This is a genomic window from Alkalimonas mucilaginosa (assembly GCF_036327005.1).
In the GTDB taxonomy this organism is placed as follows: Bacteria; Pseudomonadota; Gammaproteobacteria; order Enterobacterales; family Alteromonadaceae; genus Alkalimonas; species Alkalimonas mucilaginosa.
The window spans coordinates 266,111-287,173 of sequence record NZ_JAUGZK010000003.1 but is presented as its reverse complement, the minus strand read 5'-3'; the positions used below and the strand labels follow the sequence as shown (position 1 = coordinate 287,173).

At 50.5% G+C, this 21,063-nt stretch carries 21 protein-coding genes; 13 read left to right on the top strand and 8 right to left on the bottom strand.

The window, feature by feature from the left end:
• Window positions 1–6 precede the first annotated feature (6 nt).
• From QWF21_RS05745 to ccoN, 5 genes are all read right to left on the bottom strand, one after another.
• Window positions 7–492 (bottom strand): FixH family protein, encoded by a 486-nt coding sequence (locus QWF21_RS05745; protein WP_330087093.1) that lies wholly within the window; start codon window positions 490–492, stop codon window positions 7–9.
• 66 nt (window positions 493–558) lie between these two features.
• The gene (ccoP, locus tag QWF21_RS05740; RefSeq protein WP_330087092.1) at window positions 559–1,536 is read right to left on the bottom strand and encodes a cytochrome-c oxidase, cbb3-type subunit III; all 978 of its coding nucleotides are present in this window, start codon (window positions 1,534–1,536) and stop codon (window positions 559–561) included.
• Window positions 1,529–1,717: a cbb3-type cytochrome oxidase subunit 3 gene (locus QWF21_RS05735; protein ID WP_330087091.1), complete on the bottom strand. Its 189-nt coding sequence runs from the start codon at window positions 1,715–1,717 to the stop codon at window positions 1,529–1,531. Before QWF21_RS05735 ends, ccoP begins: the two co-directional genes overlap by 8 nt.
• A 5-nt stretch (window positions 1,718–1,722) precedes the next feature.
• Window positions 1,723–2,334: a cytochrome-c oxidase, cbb3-type subunit II gene (gene ccoO / locus QWF21_RS05730; RefSeq protein ID WP_330087090.1), complete on the bottom strand. Its 612-nt coding sequence runs from the start codon at window positions 2,332–2,334 to the stop codon at window positions 1,723–1,725.
• Window positions 2,335–2,344: 10 nt separating this feature from the next.
• Window positions 2,345–3,775 (bottom strand): cytochrome-c oxidase, cbb3-type subunit I, encoded by a 1,431-nt coding sequence (ccoN, locus tag QWF21_RS05725; protein WP_330087089.1) that lies wholly within the window; start codon window positions 3,773–3,775, stop codon window positions 2,345–2,347.
• A gap of 291 nt (window positions 3,776–4,066) precedes the next feature.
• Between ccoN and QWF21_RS05720 the strand changes: the two genes are divergently transcribed.
• The gene (locus QWF21_RS05720) at window positions 4,067–4,477 is read left to right on the top strand and encodes a hypothetical protein (protein ID WP_330087088.1); all 411 of its coding nucleotides are present in this window, start codon (window positions 4,067–4,069) and stop codon (window positions 4,475–4,477) included.
• A gap of 1 nt (window position 4,478) precedes the next feature.
• On the opposite strand, the gene QWF21_RS05715 is transcribed toward QWF21_RS05720, so the two are convergent.
• Both QWF21_RS05715 and gap read right to left on the bottom strand, forming a co-directional pair.
• Entirely contained in the window at window positions 4,479–5,318 is an 840-nt protein-coding gene (locus tag QWF21_RS05715) for a D-hexose-6-phosphate mutarotase (protein ID WP_330087087.1), read from the bottom strand.
• Between the two features lie 16 nt (window positions 5,319–5,334).
• Complete coding sequence (gap, locus tag QWF21_RS05710; RefSeq protein WP_330087086.1) at window positions 5,335–6,339, bottom strand: type I glyceraldehyde-3-phosphate dehydrogenase; 1,005 nt, start codon at window positions 6,337–6,339, stop codon at window positions 5,335–5,337.
• Window positions 6,340–6,505: 166 nt separating this feature from the next.
• On the opposite strand from gap, the gene malQ reads away from it, so the two are divergent.
• From malQ to QWF21_RS05665, 9 genes are all read left to right on the top strand, one after another.
• A complete protein-coding gene (malQ, locus tag QWF21_RS05705) occupies window positions 6,506–8,698 on the top strand; it encodes a 4-alpha-glucanotransferase (RefSeq protein WP_330087085.1) in 2,193 nt (730 codons plus the stop codon).
• A 28-nt stretch (window positions 8,699–8,726) separates the two neighbouring features.
• A complete protein-coding gene (gene glgB, locus QWF21_RS05700) occupies window positions 8,727–10,916 on the top strand; it encodes a 1,4-alpha-glucan branching protein GlgB (RefSeq protein WP_330087084.1) in 2,190 nt (729 codons plus the stop codon).
• A gap of 2 nt (window positions 10,917–10,918) precedes the next feature.
• A complete protein-coding gene (gene glgX / locus QWF21_RS05695; protein ID WP_330087083.1) occupies window positions 10,919–12,982 on the top strand; it encodes a glycogen debranching protein GlgX in 2,064 nt (687 codons plus the stop codon).
• Between the two features lie 263 nt (window positions 12,983–13,245).
• Complete coding sequence (locus QWF21_RS05690; RefSeq protein ID WP_330087082.1) at window positions 13,246–13,806, top strand: hypothetical protein; 561 nt, start codon at window positions 13,246–13,248, stop codon at window positions 13,804–13,806.
• Window positions 13,807–13,888: 82 nt separating this feature from the next.
• Window positions 13,889–14,383, top strand: a complete 495-nt coding sequence (locus QWF21_RS05685; protein WP_330087081.1) for a hypothetical protein — start codon at window positions 13,889–13,891, stop codon at window positions 14,381–14,383.
• Window positions 14,384–14,465: 82 nt separating this feature from the next.
• A complete protein-coding gene (locus QWF21_RS05680) occupies window positions 14,466–14,789 on the top strand; it encodes a hypothetical protein (protein ID WP_330087080.1) in 324 nt (107 codons plus the stop codon).
• Between the two features lie 62 nt (window positions 14,790–14,851).
• On the top strand, window positions 14,852–15,205 hold the full coding sequence (locus QWF21_RS05675) for a 5-carboxymethyl-2-hydroxymuconate Delta-isomerase (RefSeq protein WP_330087195.1): 354 nt from the start codon (window positions 14,852–14,854) through the stop codon (window positions 15,203–15,205).
• A gap of 170 nt (window positions 15,206–15,375) precedes the next feature.
• The gene (locus tag QWF21_RS05670; RefSeq protein WP_330087079.1) at window positions 15,376–15,909 is read left to right on the top strand and encodes a hypothetical protein; all 534 of its coding nucleotides are present in this window, start codon (window positions 15,376–15,378) and stop codon (window positions 15,907–15,909) included.
• Window positions 15,910–16,270: 361 nt separating this feature from the next.
• Window positions 16,271–16,507 (top strand): hypothetical protein, encoded by a 237-nt coding sequence (locus tag QWF21_RS05665; RefSeq protein ID WP_330087078.1) that lies wholly within the window; start codon window positions 16,271–16,273, stop codon window positions 16,505–16,507.
• A 73-nt stretch (window positions 16,508–16,580) separates the two neighbouring features.
• On the opposite strand, the gene QWF21_RS05660 is transcribed toward QWF21_RS05665, so the two are convergent.
• Window positions 16,581–17,180 carry a hypothetical protein gene (locus QWF21_RS05660; protein WP_330087077.1) on the bottom strand — a complete coding sequence of 200 codons (600 nt, stop codon included), beginning with the start codon at window positions 17,178–17,180 and terminating at the stop codon, window positions 16,581–16,583.
• A gap of 82 nt (window positions 17,181–17,262) precedes the next feature.
• Here QWF21_RS05660 and QWF21_RS05655 point away from each other — a divergent pair, with 82 nt between their 5' ends.
• The 3 genes from QWF21_RS05655 (at window position 17,263) to purT (ending at window position 21,063) form a co-directional block, all read left to right on the top strand.
• The gene (locus QWF21_RS05655; protein ID WP_330087076.1) at window positions 17,263–18,138 is read left to right on the top strand and encodes a hypothetical protein; all 876 of its coding nucleotides are present in this window, start codon (window positions 17,263–17,265) and stop codon (window positions 18,136–18,138) included.
• Window positions 18,139–18,346: 208 nt separating this feature from the next.
• On the top strand, window positions 18,347–19,876 hold the full coding sequence (gene gndA, locus QWF21_RS05650; protein ID WP_330087075.1) for an NADP-dependent phosphogluconate dehydrogenase: 1,530 nt from the start codon (window positions 18,347–18,349) through the stop codon (window positions 19,874–19,876).
• The gene (purT, locus tag QWF21_RS05645; RefSeq protein ID WP_330087074.1) at window positions 19,876–21,063 is read left to right on the top strand and encodes a formate-dependent phosphoribosylglycinamide formyltransferase; all 1,188 of its coding nucleotides are present in this window, start codon (window positions 19,876–19,878) and stop codon (window positions 21,061–21,063) included. Before gndA ends, purT begins: the two co-directional genes overlap by 1 nt.

Here is a 21,063-nt window from a genome sequence, read left to right as displayed (position 1 = left end):
GTGTGGTTAATAGCCTAGCTTCACTTCCTGCTCGGCAGGGATATCCAGCGTTACCCGCAAACGCCACTCCTGACTGTCGTCAGACACCACTAAGCGAAAACGTCCACGCGGGGTGTGCGGCAGGGTGGCAACATAGAGCAACTCGCCACTGCGCTGTGCATCCACTTCAAAGTCATTGGCACCTAAGGTGGTATGATAGAAATCCAGATGGATGCTTTCACCCAGAACGGCGTTCTCGTCAAAGCGCACCACGGCACGATTACCAATCACCAGTACATGGGCTTCCAGATTACGCAGTGCCGCTTCGCGGTATTTTTCCAACCGGTTATTGATGGTCCGGCCTTCCCGGTAGTAGTCATCGACTACCATTTCCGGCTGGTTTTGCAGCATGATGTAAAAGGCCCAACCGCCACGGGCAAAAGCAATTACTGGCAGCAGAATTAAGATCCAGGGCCAGAGTTGTTTGTACCAGGGTTTGGTATCTGTATGCATGAAAGCGTTCCTCGTAAAAATAAACCCCGAAGCCGGGGTTTATTCTATCTTAATCCAGCCAGGGGATCAGTCTTGTTTTGGCTCGGGGTTGGATAAGCGGTAGACATAAGCGGTTAGAATATGCACCTTATCTTCGCCCAGAGTGTGACGGAAGGCTGGCATTTCGCCAAAGCGTCCCTGCGTCAAGGTTTCGGTGATATCGGCAGCAGAGCCACCGTACAACCAGATGTTGTTGGTCAGGTTCGGGGCACCAAAAGGTAAATTGTGGGCCACACTGCCTTTACCGTCATTGCCGTGGCAGGCTGCACACATAGCAAACTTGGCCTGGCCTGCTTCGGCATCTCGTTGATTGACGGTACGGCCAGATAAGCTCAGTACATAAGCCGTCATTTCACGGATACCTTGCTCACCCAGTGCATCTTTGAAACCTGGCATGGCAGCTTTACGGCCATACAACAGCGTTTCTTTGATTTTCTCTGGCGTACCACCCCACAACCAGTCATTGTTGGTCAGGTTTGGAAAGCCACGCTGACCACGGGCATCTGAGCCATGGCACTGCGCACAGTTTTGCAAGAACAAGCGTTGGCCGATACGTAAGGCTTCCGGATCGTAGGCCAGATCCAGTACATCACGTTCAGCAAATTGCCGAAACACCGGGCCATAGACTTCATCAGCCCGGGCAACTTCCCGATCCAGCTGCACATTCATGCCGGCTTCACGCGCCGCGATAACTGCTTGCTCAGACTGTTCCAGCGACAAAATACCCTGATTGGAACTGGTCCAGTTTAAAAAACCTTTGTAATTGCCAAGGCCTGGGTAGGCCGCCAGGTACAACAGTGACCAGGCTATGGTGATATAGAACATGTAGGTCCACCACTTTGGCAGTGGGTTGTTCAGTTCCGAGATGCCATCGTGCTCGTGGCCGGTGGTTTCATCTTCGGAAACACCAACATAGTTCTTCAGGTTCCAGGTCAGCAATACGAAACAACCAACCAAAACCACCAGGGTGAAAATTATGATCCAAGCGCTCCAGAAGCTACTCATGATCGGACTCCTGTTTTTGTTTTTGTTTAGGCTTTATCTGCTCAGGCTCGTCGTCGAACACCAGGTTCGCCGCTTCGTCGAAGTCTTTTTTCCGACCTTTGCCGTAGGCCCAGATAATCAGGCCGACAAAACCTACAAATAAAATGACGGTTAATATGCTGTGTAAGGTTGCAAATTCCATCGTAATCACTTCAAGTGTGTGCCCAGCGATTGCAGATAAGCAATCAGAGCATCCATTTCGGTTTTACCTTGAACGGCTTTTGCCGCACCAGCGATGTCTTCGTCGGTGTAGGGCACGCCCAGGTTACGGAAGATTTCCAGCTTACGGGCTGTGTAGCGACCATCCAACACCCGCTCTGCTAACCAGGGATACGCCGGCATATTGGATTGCGGTACTACAGAGCGTGGATCCATCATATGCGCATAGTGCCAATCGTCGCTGTAGCGTTCGCCAACACGTGCCAGATCAGGCCCGGTCCGCTTCGAACCCCACAAGTGAGGGTGTTCCCACACATGCTCACCAGCGACTGAGTAATGACCATAACGCTCTACCTCTGAGCGGAACGGACGGATCATCTGGCTATGGCAGTTATTACAGCCTTCACGGATATAGATATCACGGCCTTCCATCTCCAGTGCAGTATAAGGGCGTAAGCCATGGACCGGAGTGGTGGTTTCTTCTAAGTACATCAGCGGCGTGATTTGTACCATGGTGCCAAAGCTAATGGCAATGATGGTGAAAATACCCAGCAAGCCAACGCTTTTTTCAATTTTTTCGTGATGATTTTTATTCGACATTGCTTGCTCCTTACGCCATGGCTTCAGCAACAGGCTTCAGAGAGTGGTTCTCTGCACGCAGGGTTTTGTAAGCGTTGTAAGCCATCACAAACATCCCAACCAGCACGAACACACCACCAATAAAGCGCATCAGATAGAACGGCATAGAGGCTTCGACACTTTCTACAAAGCTGTAGGTCAGGGTGCCATCGGTGTTGACCGCGCGCCACATCATGCCTTGCATAATACCGGAGATCCACATGGCCACAATGTAGAGTACGACACCAATGGTATGCAGCCAAAAATGGGTGTTTACCAGCTTAATGCTGTACATACGGCCCTGATTAAACAGCGTAGGGATCAGGTAATAGGTGGCACCAATGGTAATCATCGCAACCCAGCCAAGAGCACCTGAGTGCACGTGACCTACGGTCCAGTCGGTGTAGTGCGACAGAGCATTTACTGATTTGATCGCCATCATTGGGCCTTCAAAAGTGGACATGCCATAGAAGGACAGAGAAACGATCAGGAAGCGTAGGATAGGATCGGTTTTCAGCTTATGCCAGGCACCAGACAGCGTCATAATGCCGTTGATCATACCACCCCAGCTCGGCACGAACAGGATTACTGACATTACCATACCCAATGACTGGGTCCAGTCTGGCAGGGCTGTGTAATGCAAATGGTGCGGACCGGCCCAGATGTACAGAGCAATCAGTGCCCAGAAGTGTACAATCGATAAGCGGTAGGAATAAACCGGACGGCCTGCTTGCTTGGGCACAAAGTAGTACATCATGCCTAAGAAACCAGCAGTCAGCAGGAAGCCTACGGCGTTGTGGCCATACCACCACTGGATCATGGCATCGACAGCACCCGCATAAATCGAGTAAGACTTCACCAGGTTCAGTGGTATCACCATGTTATTAACCAGGTGCAGGGCTGCTACCGTAATAATGAAAGCACCATAAAACCAGTTAGCGACATAAATGTGGCTGGTTTTACGCTTTACCAGCGTACCAAAGAACACCACAGCAAAGGCAACCCAGACTACGGTAATCAGAATATCAATAGGCCATTCCAGCTCAGCGTATTCTTTGGATTGGGTAATACCAAGCGGTAGCGTAATGGCCGCCAGTAAAATCACTGTTTGCCAGCCCCAGAAAGTGAACATCGCCAGCTTTTCCGCAAAAAGGCGGACCTGACAGGTACGTTGAACGATGTAGTAAGCCGTTCCCATTAAGGCACTGGTACCAAACGCAAAAATGACTGCATTGGTATGAAGGGGACGGAGGCGGCTGTAGGTCAGCCATGGAATGTCAAAGTTCAGGGCAGGCCAATACAATTGGGCTGCAATCAGTACACCTATCCCCATACCCACAATACCCCAAAGAATGGTAGCGAGGGTAAAGAGACGGACAACGCTATAGTTGTAGTCAACTTCTAACGATTTAGTCTGGCTCATATCGAGTTCCACTGCAGTTTCGCTGGTTACAAATTATCCACTTGCGGGAAGTGGCCCTTTTTTTATCACCCCAAGCCGGTACGTACCTCACTGTACTGTACCCACTCTGGGCTATTCTGGTTGCGGATGATAAAGTGTTCACTTTCTAAAAGATAGTTGAATCCGCGGGTTTTATGATTTAGAACAAAGTCCTTGTTTACTAAGTAAACAAGTGTAGGTTGTCTTTGCCCATTTTGCTGTATTCCATGTAGAATTGTTCGTCTTGTCAGGATTAAAAGGTTTGATTCACTTATGCTCAAAGCCAGACAGCTTCGATGGGTGTCTTTGCTGTTTCTGTTGTCTTGTCAACTGGGGTGCCAGCCTTCGCAACACACTGATCAATCCGAGCTTTTGCTCTATGATAGCACAGCCGAGCGCCTGACGATAAGCCCTGCAACTGTTCCGGTGGAGTCTTTGTTAACTATGCAACTGCAGGCTTTGGCAGCTATAGCTGACATCAGTGCGGAGGTGACTGGTGATTCGATGTATATGGGACGGGTACCTGTTCGCTTTGATCCGCTGACTGATAATTTGTGGCAGGCGGAGTTTCTATTAGGCGCCTGCACCGATCCGAACATGCGGTGGCGATTGATGGTTAAGATACGCTATCAGGATGGCCGTGAGGTGCTGATTCATCAAACCTTTCAAAGCAGTTGGCGTTAAGTTAGCGGCGGGAGATGCGCTGGACTAAGTGCAGGGGAACCGCTTGCCAATGGAGTCTGGCGGTTTCCACACAAACAAACTGCTGATAACCATCATCTGCTACATCACTCAGTTGCTTACTTTTAACCGGGCCAGGATTCCATAACACCGAGCTGTCATGGCCTGCCTGCTGCAGACTAACAGCTACTTCGCCATCTTGAAGGAGTAATTTGTCCGTTGGCTGCTGATAAATACGATCGGTTTCACCGTAAAGCTGGGCACCTTGCAGGCCATCGTTGCCAGGTCGCTGCTGTACTTTATCCAGATATGGTCTTCCAAGGCCGTGGACTTTCAGTTGCCCGGGCTGATGGATCCGAAAATAGCTATGCAAAGCCGCTTGTTGGGGCAAGGCTTGTGCACAGCGCAATGTCAGTTGTAGCGCCTGGCTGGTTAAACGCAGTTCAAGTTGCAGTTCGGTAGCTGCCGCTTGCTGCGGTAAACGGTCAAACAGACAGTGTAAATGCAGTATGGCTTCGGTGGCGGTGCATTGCTGTTGCAGCAACTGCCAATGACGGGTTCGGGCTAATCCATGGCTGGGATGCTGGTTTGCCTCAGGGATATGCTCCGGTTGTGCTGGCCCAAACCAGGGCCAGCAGATAGGGATGCCCCCACGAATGGCCTGGTTGTTCCAGCCAGCCTGTTCAGAGAGCCAGAGCAGTTCGTCTCCGGCACTGGGTTGGTAGGATAAAACCTGCGCACCGTAGCTGCTGATCACGGCACGGGCTGGCCCGCAGTGCAGCAGCCAGCACGGCAGGTCGTGCAGGTGGGCAAAACCAGTCTGTTGCCGGATACTGCTTAGCATAGGGCGGCGCGGCCTGTTATTTCATCATCTGTACAGTATTGTCCAGCATACGGTTGCTAAAACCCCATTCGTTGTCGTACCAGGACATGACTTTGACCAGCCGGCCATTGACACGGGTTTCGCTGGCATCAAAAATGGATGACATCGGGTTGTGATTGAAATCTACCGATACCAGCGGTAAGTCGTTCACGGCCAGGGCTTCATTCAGCGGTGAGGTTGCAGCCGCTTGCCGAATGATGTCATTGACTTCGTCCACTGAGGTTTGACGACCGGCAATAAAAGTTAAATCGACCAGTGAGACGTTCAGGGTTGGTACCCGTACCGCCAGACCATCGAACTTACCTTGCAGTTCAGGCACCACCAGACCAACAGCGGCAGCTGCACCGGTTTTGGTTGGGATCATCGACATGGCCGCAGCACGGGCCCGCCGAACATCGGTATGGTAAACATCGCTCAGTCGCTGATCGTTGGTGTAGGCATGGATAGTGGTCATCAGGCCGGATTCAATGCCCAATGCATCGTTTAGTGGCTTGGCAATAGGAGCCAAACAGTTGGTGGTGCACGAAGCGTTGGAGATAATGGTCATATCCGGAGTGATGATGTTATGGTTTACACCATAGACAATGGTTGCATCCACATTCTTAGCTGGTGCTGAAATAATGACTTTTTTGGCGCCGGCTTCAAGGTGCGCACCTGCACTGTTGCGATCGGTAAAGAGGCCGGTACACTCCAGCACCACATCGACCTGCAGTTCTTGCCAGGGAAGTTTGGCTGGGTTACGCTCGCTTAACGTCAGGATTTCATCCTGATTGACATAGATGGCACGGTCTGAATGCTCGACCTGGGCCTGAAAAATGCCATGAGCTGTGTCATACTTCAGCAAGTGCGCATTGATGGCGGCATCGCCCAAATCGTTGATTGCGACAATTTTTATGTCGTACGACTTATTCGTTTCATACAAAGCCCGTAAAATATTACGGCCGATACGGCCAAAGCCGTTGATAGCAACACGAATGGTCATAAGCACCCCTTGGTTAAACGTTATTTTGTAGTAAAATTACATTGTTTGGCGAAATTTTCAAGCGATAAATGCAATTGCATACGAATTCTTGTAATTAAATAACGCAAATCGCCCGGGTTCAAGGTAATCTCAGCATAGCAAATAAAAACTCAGCAGGAAGGACGCCATGAATACAGTGCTTATGCAACAGGCTTTGCAGTTTGCTGGTATTGAAGCCAGTTACACCGATGCTTACGGTCAGCCACAGCAGGTGAGTGAACAAAGCTTGTTAGCCTTGCTGGCTGCGCAGGGTTTTGACACCCGTGATGAGGCGGGGCTGGCTGCTAGTCTGCAGCAACAGGAGCAGGCGTTATGGCAACAATTGCTATTGCCGGTGTCGGTGCAGCAGCAAGATCAACCGTTGCATCTGGAGCTTCGCGTACCCCTGGCGCTGGCAAACGAGCCTCTGAAACTGAACCTGATCACTGAAGATGGGAAGCAGCATCGCTTTACGCTAACCCCGGTAGATGGTGAGCTGTTGCAGGTGTATCAGCAGGATGAGCACGAGTACCAGCTTTACCAGCATGCGATTGTACCTCACCTCAAGCCTGGTTATCACCGCTTGCGGGTGACCAGCCCGGCTGCACTGAAGTGCGAGCAGTCTTTGATCGTCACTCCGCCTCATTGTTATCAGCCAGCGGTATTTGCAGAAAAAAAACAGTGGGGCGTCAGTGTGCAGTTGTACGGCCTGCGTTCAGAGCGTAACTGGGGCATTGGCGATTTTGGCGATTTGCAGCAACTGATTCGGTTACTTGCAGGCCAGGGTGCTGATTTCGTTGGTTTGAACCCCATCCATGCTCTGTACCCGGCCATGCCGGAACATGCCAGTCCGTACAGTCCTTCGTCCAGGCGTTGGCTGAACTGTATCTACCTTGATGTGACCGCCATACCTGGTTTTACGGAATCAACCGAATGCCAGCAATGGGTCAAGTCAGCAGCTTTTCAGGAGCAACTGGCGCTGCAGCGTAGCCTGGACTGGGTGGATTACACTGGCGTGATGCAGTTAAAGTTGCCTGCACTGCGTGCTTTGTATCAATGGTTTGTGCAGCATGCTACGGCGAAGCAGCAGGCTGCTTTTACCAACTTTAAGCAGGCTGGTGGGGATAGCTTGCAGCAACAGGCCTTGTACGATGCTTTGCATGCACACCTGTATGCGATGGATAGCAGTTACTGGGGCTGGCCAAACTGGCCGCAGAAGTACAAGGCTGCGGATTCTGCAACCGTAAAAGCCTTTAGCAAAAGCCATGCTGCTGATCTGGACTTTTACTGCTACCTGCAGTTTTGTGCCGAACAGCAACTGGCTGCGGCGCAGCAATTGGCCACAGCATCTGGCATGCTGCTGGGGCTCTATCGTGATCTGGCGGTAGGCGTTAGTGAAGCATCCATGGAAATTTGGGCTAATCCGGCTTTGTACTGTCGCGATGCCAGCGTTGGTGCACCGCCGGATCCGCTGGGACCGCAAGGGCAAAACTGGGGCTTACCTCCGATGTCGCCGCTGTCATTGTTTCAGCAGGGCTATCAGCCGCTGATTGATCTGTTTCGCAGCAATATGCAACATGCTGGTGCACTGCGCATTGATCATGTGATGGCATTGCTGCGGTTGTGGTGGGTGCCCAAGAGCGCGGCTGATGCCAGAGGCGGTGCCTATTTGTATTACCCCATTATGGACTTGCTGGGCATACTGGCGTTGGAGAGTCAGCGCAACCAGGTGGTGGTGATTGGTGAGGATCTTGGTACAGTGCCAGATGGTATTCGCGACTTATTGCAGCAGCATGGCGTTTATTCGTACCGGGTGTTTTTCTTTGAACAGGCCGCCGATGGCGGTTTTATTTCACCGGCGCATTACCCTTTACAGGCCATGGCTACTCTTTGCACGCATGATTTGCCGACTTTAATCGGCTTTTGGCATTGCGATGATTTAAAGCTGGGCGAGCAGTTAGGCCTTTATCCGGATGCAGCCCAGTTGCAGCAATTGTTTGAGCAGCGCCATCGCAATAAACAGCGCATTCTGGATTCGTTGCATGGCCATGGCGCTTTACCGCAGGACTATCCAAGGCAGGTGGATCAGGTTGGAATGGAGCCGGTGTTGGCCCACGCCTTGCAGTTGCATCTGGCGAAGGGACACAGTCAGTTGGTGTCTTTACAACTGGAAGACTGGATGCATATGACGCAACCGGTCAATGTGCCAGGCACCAGTGATGAGTACCCGAACTGGCGACGCAAGCTTAGTCAGACAATCGAGCAGTTAAGCCAGCAACCAGAACAGCTGGCTTTAATGCAGCAACTTAGCCAGGCCCGTTGCGATTGGCTGTACCGGTAACCACAGGAATAACGCAAAAGGAAGCAGGATGACTCAAGTGCAAGACTTGGCAGCAGTAAGCTGTGCACAACCATTTTCTTTGCTGGGCTGGCAGCCCAATCTGGTGAATGGGGAGCAAAAGGGCTGGTTGGTTCGTTGTTTTCTGCCGAAAGCAGAGCAGGTCGAGGTGCTGGATTTAACCACGGGAAAATCCCTTGGCGTGTGCCGGCCGGATCCTGCGGTGGCGGGTGTTTTCACACTACGATTGCCCCGTAAACGAAAAACGACGCCTTATCAGTTGCTGGTCACTCGGGGCAAGCATCAGTACCGCTGCATCGATCCGTACCAGTTTCAGGACGAGGCCTACCATGCGGTACATTTTGTTCATAGCCAGCCGCAAAACCTGTACCGGCAGTTGGGGGCACAACTGATACAACTGGATGTTGGAAAACACCAGCTCCACGCAACCCGTTTTGCTGTGTATGCCCCCAATGCCAGCAGTGTCAGCCTGATTGGAGATATGAATGATTGGGATGGCCGTTGCCACCCGATGCAAAAAACCGACTGCGGGCACTGGGTGTTAGTGATGCCGGATAGTGCGGCTGGTGTTCGCTATAAATTTGAAATCAAAGACAGTCAGGGACATTTGCTGCCGCACAAGGCAGATCCGGTCGGTTTTCTGGCCGACCAATACCCATCGCACGCTTCTCAGGTATACGATCACAGTCGCTATCAGTGGCAGGATCAGGCCTGGCAACAACGTGAGGCCGAGCTGATGTACCGTTCGGCGATGAGTGTGTACGAGCTGCACTTAGGTTCCTGGCGACGCAAAGAGAACAACGAACCGTTAAGTTACCTGGAACTGAAAGAGCAGTTAATCCCTTATCTACTGGATATGGGTTATACCCATATTGAGTTGTTGCCGGTGATGGAGCATCCTTTTGATGGCTCCTGGGGCTACCAACCGCTTGGTTTATTTGCACCCAGCTCACGTTTTGGCAGCCCGGATGATTTTAAAGCACTGGTCGATGCCTGCCATCAGGCTGGTATTGGGGTTATTTTGGACTGGGTACCGGCACACTTTCCGGACGATGGCCACGGCCTGGCCCGGTTTGATGGTACAGCATTGTATGAGTATGAAGATCCACGCCGGGGCTGGCACCCGGACTGGAATTCCTGCATTTATGATTTTGGCAAAGACACTGTCCGGCACTTTCTGGTGGCCAGTGCGCTGTATTGGCTGGAGCATTTTCATATTGATGGTTTGCGGGTTGATGCTGTGGCTTCCATGCTGTACTGGGACTACTCGCGTAAGGCCGGAGAGTGGGTGCCCAACGTGGATGGGGGCAATCACAACTACGAAGCCATCAGTTTGTTGCAATGGCTGAATACCGAGGTTTACCGGCATTTCCCGAAGGCCATCACCATTGCCGAAGAGTCGACTTCCTTTGCTGGTGTGTCCAAGCCGGTTGACCAGGGCGGCCTTGGTTTTGGTTTTAAATGGAACATGGGCTGGATGAACGACAGCCTGCGTTACATCAGCAAAGATCCGGCGTATCGTAAGTTTCACCATAACGATCTGACCTTTGCCATGGTGTATCACTACAACGAAAACTTTGTGCTGTCGTTGTCGCACGATGAAGTGGTGCATGGCAAAGGCAGCTTGCTGCATAAAATGCCTGGCGATGAGTGGCAGCAAGCGGCTAACCTGCGAGCCTACATTGCTTATATGTTTGCACACCCGGGCAAAAAGTTGCATTTTATGGGCATGGAGTTTGCGCAGGCGGCAGAGTGGAGCCATCAGCGCAGCCTGGATTGGCACCTGCTTGATTACGACAAGCACCGTGGTGTTCAACAGCTGTTTCGTGATTTGAACCTGAGTTACCGGCGTTGTCCGCCACTGTATCAATTGGATTATGAGCAGCAGGGGTTTGGTTGGCTTGATCACGACGATGCAGCGCATTCAGTGCTAAGCTTTTACCGGCAGGATGCATCAGCGGCCCGTATTTACGTGGTCAGTAACTTTACGCCGGTACCGCGTAACCAATATCGGTTAGGTGTAGCTGCCGCTGGAGACTATGAAGTGATCCTCAATACCGACAGCAGCTACTACTGGGGCAGCAATTACCATGTTGGGGCTGCGCTGCTGGCTGAAAACCTGCCGCATCAGAATCAGCCAGCCAGTCTGAGCTTGGATTTGCCTCCATTGTCTACCTTGTATATCCGGTGCAGGAACTGAACATGGGCTTACAGGTACCGCTGTTAAAAACCTCGGTTGGCCAGGCAAAGCCGCTTGGCCCAAGCCAGACTGGGCCGCAGTTGTGGAATTTTGCCGTCTATGCACCGGATGCGCAGCTGGTTAGTTTGTGCCTGTTTCAGCCGGATACCGAGGAGCTTATTGCAGAACTGCCATTTGCAGGGCGTACCGGTGAAGTCTGGCACCTGCAGGTCGATGGCATTGCCAACAACACTTTGTATGCGCTGTCGGTCGATGGCGAGAATAATCCGCAGCAAGGTTTGTGCTTTGATGCAAGCCGGTTGCTGATTGATCCTTATTGCAAGCAGTTAAACCGGCCTCAGCGTTTCCAGGCCCACTTGTACCAGGAAAAGAGCCCCCTGTTTATCAGCAAGGGAGTCCTTAGTAGCTGCCCGTTTGACTGGCAAGGCATAACCAAGCCTCAGATACCGGCTGAGCAAAGCATTATTTATGAAGCCCATGTCAAAGGCATGACCATGCAGCACCCCGAGGTGCCTGAAAAGTTACGCGGAACCTATCTTGGCTTATGCCATCCTTCTATTATCAATCACTTAAAGACGCTTGGTGTCACCAGCATCCAGTTACTGCCGGTGGCCAGCTTTATGAGTGAACCCCGGTTGGAGCAGATGCAACTGAGCAACTACTGGGGCTACAATCCGGTGAATTTTTTTGCACCGGATCCACGTTATCAGTCGGAAGATGCTGTGCTGGAATTTAAAACCATGGTGGGGACTTTCCATCAGCATGGCATAGAGGTTCTGCTGGATGTGGTGTTTAACCACAGTGCCGAAGCCGGGGAGGATGGGCCTGCGCTAAGCTTTCGAGGCCTGGCCAACCGGCAGTATTACCTGTTCCATAATCATGCAGATATTACCGACTACCAGAGTTACTGCAATTTCACCGGCTGTGGTAACACACTGAATGTGGCACACCCGGTCACACAAAAGCTGGTGATGGATGCTCTGCGGTACTGGCTTACTGAAATGCAGGTGGATGGTTTTCGCTTTGACTTGGCGGTCACCCTTGGACGTGAGCACAAACGCTTTAACCCGTACGCTGCTTTTTTCCAAATCATTGCTCAGGATCCGGTGCTTAGTGAAGCCAAACTAATTGCAGAGCCCTGGGATGTTGGACCTTTTGGCTATCACTTAGGCCAGTTTCCAGCCAACTGGGCCGAGTTGAATGACAAATGCCGCGACAGCTTCCGTTCTTTTTGGCGCGGGGATAAAGGCAGCCTGGCTGAATTTACTACCCGGCTGCTTGGTTCACGCGATATTTTTCAAAAACACCGCATGCCGGCTAGCTGCAGCGTGAATTATCTGTGTTACCACGATGGTTTTACCCTGCAGGATCTGGTGAGTTACCAGCAAAAACACAATTGGCTGAATGGCGAAGAAAACCGCGACGGTCATGGTCATAACCTCAGCTGCAACCATGGTGTGGAAGGCCCGAGCCGGGATCCTGCGGTGGTAGCGGCACGCTACCAGCACAAACGTAATCTGGTAGCGACCTTGCTGCTAAGTCAGGGCATGATCCACTGGCTGGGCGGGGACGAGCTTAGCCATAGCCAGCGGGGCAACAACAACGCCTATTGTCAGGACAACGACATTAGTTGGCTGAACTGGCAGTTGGATACGGAGCAAAAAGACTTTCTGCAGTTTGTGCAGCAACTGATGGCACTGCGTAAGCGTTACCCCTGTTTGCAGCAATTGTCTTTACTGGATGAGCGCTACCAATTGCACGGTGATAAACACCTGGTGCAATGGTACTTGCCAGACGGTGAGCTAAAACAAAGCCACGACTGGCACGATCCGGAGCGGGCCTGCTGTTTGTTCAGCATTCAGAACACCCGCACCGACGAAACCTTGTTCTTTGTGTTCAATGCCGGCCAGAAGGAACAACCGATCCAACTGCCAGCAGGGGACTGGTGCCAGTTGTTCGATACTGCCCGCGACAAAGGCCTGCTGCAAGCTCCCAACCAACAACAGGGCCATTATCAGCAAGCGGCTTTTAGTAGCTCGTTGTGGCAATTGCACCAGGCCGGGTAACACCGCATAAGCTGCACTGCTGCTTTAGAGCAGCCGTTATGGCAACGCGCTAGTTGCCAGCAGCAAGTGGAGTACTGCTTTTGTTGCGCCAGCCCCTTAAGTCATAAAAAACTGTAAATAAGCTGTTCCCTTAAAAAACAAATTCCATTAGCATCAGTGATACCAACAATGAAGTGAACCGGCCCGTTCAACAGGCGTTTAGCTATCACTGAACAACGTGCTGGATAAAACAGTAAGATGTTAGGCATCAACAGGATTTACACATGGAACCTGACAGAATTTACTTCAAGGACAATCCCTGGCCAGAAGGCCATCCAATTAAAGCGTTCTCATGGTCGGCGAAAGTGGTGGGTGAAGATGTGTGGTTCGATCTGCATCTTAAATCAGCCGATTATTATGCGGAGCGCGATATAGAAGATGATGAGGATGTCGACTATACATCAGACTGGGCGGCCCCGATCGTCTGGGGTAATTATCACTCATGCACACTGTCTTCCAATTATTGGCACGATGGTGGATTTAGAGTATGCACCGTCGCTGAATACACACCGGAGCTGCTGGATGGTCTTGAGGTACTAGTTGATCCGAACCCCGAAACCATAAAGGACTGGGATGACCTTGCATTTCATATCTACCTGCTTGGCCATGATGCGGTCGGCAAACACCGGATCAGGTTTGAGCGGATCGGCAAGTCTATGCAATTCAAGATTAGGTGGTTGGGTGCGATTGCCCAGGCCTATGTGGGCGACTATGAGTTCAGGCACGAGTTTACAGCTTTGGTAGCTGCAGCAGAGTTTCCAGAGCTATCCAGCAAAAATGAATAACAAATTACTGCATGCGGGAAAATTACTCGCTAAGCTCCCGATTTTCTGGTGAGCAAGGTGCTATACAACTTAAGGAAGATTTGTGAAAATCTGGCGAAATGGAAAAACAGAAAAGATCTCTCTCTTTAAATCTATTTTCCTGCATATTTGGCTGGTTCCTGCGGTTCCTTTAGGCGTCTATGCTTTTGCTTTTTATATAGATGCTCGAGGCAATCGTTGGGGAGCGGAAAAGGAATATTTCCTACTCTCTATTTTAAATATCGAACAGTCGTTTACAGTTTTATTTCTCTCAGGCGTAGGATGCTTACTGTGGCTGCTAACTATCAAAGCTTTAACTATGCCTGTTTTTGTTCTTTCCAAAGAAAAACTGACGCTTTATAGCTATGGCTTTTTCCCTGATCACTTAGCACTTGCATCTCTAGCTGAAATTAGGCCTTATAATCTTGGCCCTATTGGCACTCTGATTGATTTCAAATCAAACGTAGGTACAAACTTCAGAGAGTTTGCTTTTCTTGCAAAGATAAACAAAGACGTCTTACAAGAATTAGTTGGTGAACATAGCGTTAAAGTTGTGTAGCTGGCGCTATCGAAAACACGCCCGCTCAGCTCGCAACAAGTTGCTTGCGTTTGTGGCGGGCGTTATGCCTAAGGAGAATTGAGTGTCAAACGATAGCCCTGTTGATACCGAAATTGCAGCTCTTAAATGGATTGTTGAAGTGCATGAATCAAACGGTGCTTTAGCCTCATGCTCTCGTTGCAGAATGATCTGGCTCATTGTAATGCTTGTTAGCACAGTTTTTGTTGTCGTCGCATATAAGTACCAACTCATTGATACAATTTTCCTATTTTTAGGTGCCGCTTTAGCTGGTGCAGCGTTCATGGCTGCAGGAATGTTTTCGCAAAGTAATGCGAGCATGTCAGTTCTAAGTCAGTATGTTGACATTGAGTCAGTAAAAAAGCGCTTAGATGAGCTGCAAGCATAACATGCACAACGTGTCCGCTGGGCGCTCAGCTGGTAACAAGTTGCTTGTTTTTGCAGCGGGCGTTGTATTTTTGGAGTAATTCGTGCCACATTGTAGTTGAACATTCGGCATCCTTGGATAGTGAGTTGATATTGCCGCTGGTATTTTCAGGTGCCCTGAAGTCAGAGCTATTTGAGACTGATGGTAGTGATATAAAAGTGAGAGCAATTACTTATTACAGCTATTTAACGGGGCCAGAGAAAGCTGATTTTGTGCATGTGGTTTTAAAAATCTTGTCAGGTAGAACCCTCGAACAAAAGCAATTGCTTTCAAAGTCAGTATTAGTTCAACTTCAAAAGCTTGAGCTTCAAACTTGCTCTTTAACCGTTGAAGTTGTGGATATTGAACGAGCCAGCTATGCAAAGTTGGTTAGTTAGACAGTACAAGCAAAATAACTCTTCCGCCGCGGTCTGAGCTTGGGGCTACCGACCCTGGTAGTACGATTAGGGTTATGCAAATGAACCACCGCATACGTGTTCCGTATCCAAGGTGCTGTGGGAGGAGAGGTGCTGTGAGGTGTCTCCCGATCCCGAATCTGAGTAATGACATGAAACAGTTAGCAACGATAGTTTTGCTCTTATTCTTTTCTTGGCCTGTATTTTCATGCTCTGCCAGGATGCACGGCGCTTTGTTAAGTCATGAAGAGCTTATTGATACAACGGATACCATTGTGTTGGCTGAACTAGTTGATACTGCCATGTTGTCCTATTTCAGGACTATTGAGGTAATAAAAGGCCGGCCACCAGTTGAGTTTCAGTGGGTAAAGTTTAGAGCGAGGCAATCGCATATCGTGAATGACTTTGATCAACACCGTTCACCAGAGTTTTGGAGCCAAGAGGCATATCGAGCTCCGTATCCAAATGGAAGCTGCTCACCATCATTAACATTTAATACTGGTGAACGGTACTTAATTTTTGTCGAATCACCAGGACATGGGCACTCGGCGGAAATCATAAAGAGTGAGAGTGATCTGTGGTATCTTTTTGTGAAAGAAAGGGTAGCTCATAAACAAGTAAAGGCAGCCGATGCTGAACAGAGCGCAGCTGCTTTGAGTGTTAGGCAATTCCATGACCATTTTTGAAGATGATATCGAGCGCTGGATAAAGGAAAACTATACGGACGTAATGCGAGCAAAACAGGCATTGGAACCTGTACTTACCATTGAAACCGCAATCAGCATCGGATGGAAAGCCTGCAGACATGGCGTACTGGATTGGAAAGCGTATTGCTGAGGCTTATTACCATCATTCTGAGGACAAAAGCCAAGCCATACGTGAGCTTGTGGGGTTTTCCGATGCCCATCAAATACTCAACAAAAGCCGCTATGGAGAAAGTTTTTGATGGAGGATTGCGTCCGCAGGTGTGCCACCGTTTCACAGGCTGTGTCGCGGGCGGCAGCTATCGTAGAGTCGTTAGTCTGCAACATACAGTCGCGGTTTGAAATGAAAAGCGTTGTTGTTATCTTTTCTTTGGTGTTTGGAACAAGCGTATACGGACAAGCACGCTCTATAACCGCAAATTTACCTATCGAGTTTGTTCCTGCTGGATATGTTGTTCTCGAACAAATTCAGGGCGATCTGAATAATGACAACCAACAGGATTACGTTTTAATTATCAAGGATATGGAGAAGGCTAACTTTGTTATTGATGAGCGGGGTAGGGAATTAGATCGCAATTAGTTTTTGCGCAATCGGATCGATGCAAAGAAGAACTAAGCCTTTAACCCATTGCTTCATCAAAGCCATTTGGACGTTATTGCTGTGGACGATATCTTACTCTGTCGTGGTTTGGAATATCGCAGTACAGTGTGCCACGAATAGCTCGATTCACCTGAATGTTTTGAGAAATACCATTGCGTAACTGATTCTGTGTGGCTGCGACATTGGAGCAGTCACGGTTGTTGAGGCGGCACACTCGTATATTGGCACCATTGTAGGTCAATTCGGTGGTGATACTGCGGGTAGGGCGGCCTTGTTCTGCAAAACTGACTGTTTGTGTGTAATCGCGCAGTAACGAAAAGCCAACCGGCTCGGCTGGATGCCAACTACTGCCATAATAGCCTTCGCCGTTTTGCAGTACGCATTGCACAATGTCACCTGGCCCGGCATTTGCCAGCATAGCTTGATAGCGTTGTTGTTCTTCACGTTCCTGTTCAGCTTTGTGTCTTGCGGCTTCAGCACGCCGGGCATGCTCAGCCTGGTTTAACAGGGCTTGACGCTCGCGGGCATCAAGTTGTTGTTGGGGTGATAGTCGGTTCCATTCATCTTCAGTCATGCCAAGTGGGTAGTTGGCACAAGCTGCAATGAGAGCAAAAGTAACTAGCTGCAAGCTAACCCGCAATAGGCACTGCATGGCATATCCTTGATGAAAAGGTAAGACTCTAATTGCATAATATGTTACATATACCCGCTACGAGTGCAAGGGGAAATATGTTTTGAAAATCATCATACTAGCATTTTTAGTATTCTGCATGGTTATGCTCAGCCCTGCTTCGATGGCTCAAACACGCCAGCAAACGCCCTTTGATGTAGCCGAACTTTTGGTTCAGGGGGCAAGTGCTGACGAGATCTTTCAGCGAGCTGTTGGCTCAACTATTCGGGTTGAACCCGAGTACCTTGGGGTGCGATTTTACAATACCAACACCAATACAGAACTGGCAAATGATGACATTCGTGTTTTGATGGGCCCGTTACGTCAGGATGGAGCTTATCAAGTCATCGAGATAGCGCTTGCCTTGTCAAGCAACCGTTTGGGTCTCAACCAAAGCCAACTTGAACAATTAGTCGATGCTGCCTTTATTGCAACAATGCGACGACCGCCAGAGTATATCTCAATTGAGTTTTATGATACCCGTGTTGGTCCTTCTGGCACGGGCGGTGGGCCATCAGGTCGTGTACCCGATGCTTTGTATATCGAAGCTGGAGTGAAAGCCACAGACTCTCAGTCTGAATCATTCCATCAAGCCATACAAGAAAGTCACGAACTGGTGGCAAGCCTGTTGCCAGTTGCTGAAGACGAGCTTCGAAACCTGCTGCGTGCTTTGGATATTAAGATCGAACGGCGGGATGGGTATATTGCTTTGCCTGCGATGGCTGCCGCCCGCTCAAAAGATGGGCTGGAGCATATTCTTAATGCAAAGCGGACAGAGCTGGAAGTTCAATTTGGTGTTTCTCATATTGAACATATTGATTGGCGTATGTCTGAGCCCAGCCCTGGCGTCTATTTCATGATAGAGGTTGGCTATTATGTGGGGCCAGCGGCTACTTTGCGGGAACTTGAGCGCGAAATGGACGGGGTGTTCTACCGTTAACCATAGAGAGGCGTGATAGACGTTAGCAGGCACAGGGGTACCATTGAGAGTGGCCTTGTGGTGCGGTAGAAAGCTGTCAAAGTACAGGAAAAGCAACCTCAAGGGTCAATGGCAGCTGTCAAAAGATCCGACACAAGACGGAGACTGCATTTATGGCGTGAACTTGCTATACTTCGCGCCGATTTCTCCGGTTGAAACAGGACCTCTCATGTCAGAACCAGTCATTCACTGCGATATCGGCTTCGTTGGAGCCGGCGTTATGGGCAAAAACCTTATTCTTAATCTGGCCGATAACGGTTATCGGGTGGCCGCTTTCGATCTGGATCATCAGCGGCTGGAGGCTTTGCTGGCGCAGGACGCTGCTGAACGTGGCGACCAGCCAGCGCGGGTGGTTGCATGTAGCTCGTATACTGAACTGCTAGGGCGCCTGACGGCTCCGCACCTTATTGTGTTGTCGGTGCCAGCAGGTAAGCCAGTCGATGATATTTGCCACAAACTGATTGATGCCGGCATCCAGGCCGATGATATTGTGGTTGATACCGGCAACAGCCTTTGGACCGATACGGTAGAACGGGAAAAGTCCTACGAAGGGAAATTTATCTTCTTTAGTACTGCGGTGTCTGGTGGGGAGGAAGGAGCACGCTTTGGCCCTTCACTGATGCCAAGTGGCGATCCCTACGCCTGGACCCGCATCAAACCCGTGTGGCAGGCCATTGCTGCCAAAGTCGATCCGGTGAGCGGTAAACCAATTGAGCGCAAAGTACCTGGTCAACCGGTGCAGGAAGGCGAACCTTGCGCCAGCTACATAGGTCCGACGGGCTCTGGCCATTATGTCAAAATGGTGCACAACGGTATTGAATACGCGGATATGCAATTAATTTGCGAAGCCTACCAGGTGATGCGCGATCAATTGGATATGAATCCGCAGGAAATAGCGCGGGTATTTAAAGACTGGAATCAGGGCATTTTAAACAGTTACCTGATGGAAATAAGTGCAGAGGTACTGGCGACAGCGGATTCCGAGACTGGTTTGCCGCTGGTGGATGTGATCCTGGATAAAGCCGGCCAAAAGGGCACCGGCCTTTGGACGGCGGTTAGCAGCCTGCAGTTGGGCAGCCCAGCGCCGAGCATTGCTGAAGCGGTCTATGCCCGTTCGTTGTCGGCGTTAAAAGCCGAGCGGGTGAAAGCTTCCAGCGTATTAGCGGGGCCAAGCCCGCAGCTACTGGATGAGGCACAAAAGCAAGCAAGGGTGGCAGCGCTGCACGATGCGCTGTACTGCGCCAAAGTTTGTGTCTATGCCCAGGGCTTTCACCTGATGAAAACCGCCGCAGCCGAACAAGGCTGGGAACTGAATTTTGCCGAGATCGCCAAAATTTGGCGGGCAGGCTGCATTATCCGGGCAGTATTTTTGCAGTCGATTACCAAAGCCTACCAGCGCAATGAAGAGCTGGATAATCTGTTGGTGGATCCATTTTTTGCCAAGCAAATCTCCAGTTTTCAGCAGCACTGGCGTCAGGCGGTTGCCAATGCAACCTTGGCCGGCATTCCGGTGCCTGCCCTAAGCTCAGCCCTGAGTTATTACGATGCGTACCGTACTGCGGTCTTGCCGGCCAACTTGCTGCAGGGCCAGCGTGACTTTTTTGGGGCTCATACCTTTGAGCGCACCGATCAGCCCAAAGGCAAAACTTTCCATGTTTTGTGGAGCGAGCAGGGCCGGCCAATGACGAGGATCAAATAATGAATACAACCATTGGAACACCCGGTAGTTGCAGTGCTACCAAAGTACTGCTGCTTGGAAGTGGTGAGTTGGGTAAAGAGCTGTGTATTGAATTAAAACGTTATGGCTGCGAAGTCATTGCCGTGGATCGCTACCCGAATGCCCCGGCCATGCAGGTGGCAGACAAAGCGGTGGTGATATCCATGCTGAACAATGCCGCCTTGCGGCAGCTGGTGATCAAAGAAAAGCCTACTTTTATTGTGCCTGAACTTGAAGCCATTGCTACCACCGAGTTGTTGGAACTGGAGCAGGCTGGTTTTACCGTGGTACCCAGCGCTCGGGCCGCTAATTTAACTATGAACCGTGAAGGGATCCGGCGTTTAGCGGCCGAAGAGCTGCAACTGCCTACGTCGGCTTATCGTTTTGCCCAGGACAGAGCCAGCTTTGAAGCCGCGGTAGCCGCTATTGGTTACCCTTGTGTGGTCAAGCCTATCATGTCCTCTTCCGGTAAGGGACAGACGGTGTTGCAAAGTGCAGAGGATCTGGATGCTGCCTGGGACTATGCGCAAGAAGGCGGCCGCGCCGGCAAAGGGCATGTCATTGTTGAAGGCTTTGTTGATTTTGATTACGAAATTACATTGCTTACCGTGCAATCGGTAGCTGGTATTCAGTTTTGTGCACCTATCGGCCATCGCCAGGAAGATGGCGACTACCGCGAGAGCTGGCAGCCGCAGGCCATGTCCGCAGCTGCGTTGGAAAAATCGCAACAGTTTGCCAGCCAGATAGTGCAGGCATTGGGGGGCAACGGCATTTTTGGCGTTGAACTTTTTATTAAAGACGAACAGGTGTGGTTCAGTGAAGTCTCGCCGCGTCCGCACGATACCGGCCTGGTAACCCTGATTTCGCAGCAATACAGTGAGTTTGCCTTGCATGCCAGAGCTATTTTAGGCTTGCCTATTCCTCAGATCCGCCAGTATGGCCCGGCTGCGTCTGCAGTGCTGCTGGTCGAAGGGCAGAGTGACGATATTCGATACCAGGGCTTACAGGAAGCACTGGCTAAGCCGGATACCGAACTACGCTTATTCGGCAAGCCGGAAGTACAGGGCAAGCGCCGAATGGGGGTGGCGCTGGCGCTGGATGAGAGCATTGAAGCGGCGGTAAACAAAGCCAAGGCCAGTGCAGCAAGCATTCGGACAGAGCTACGTTAA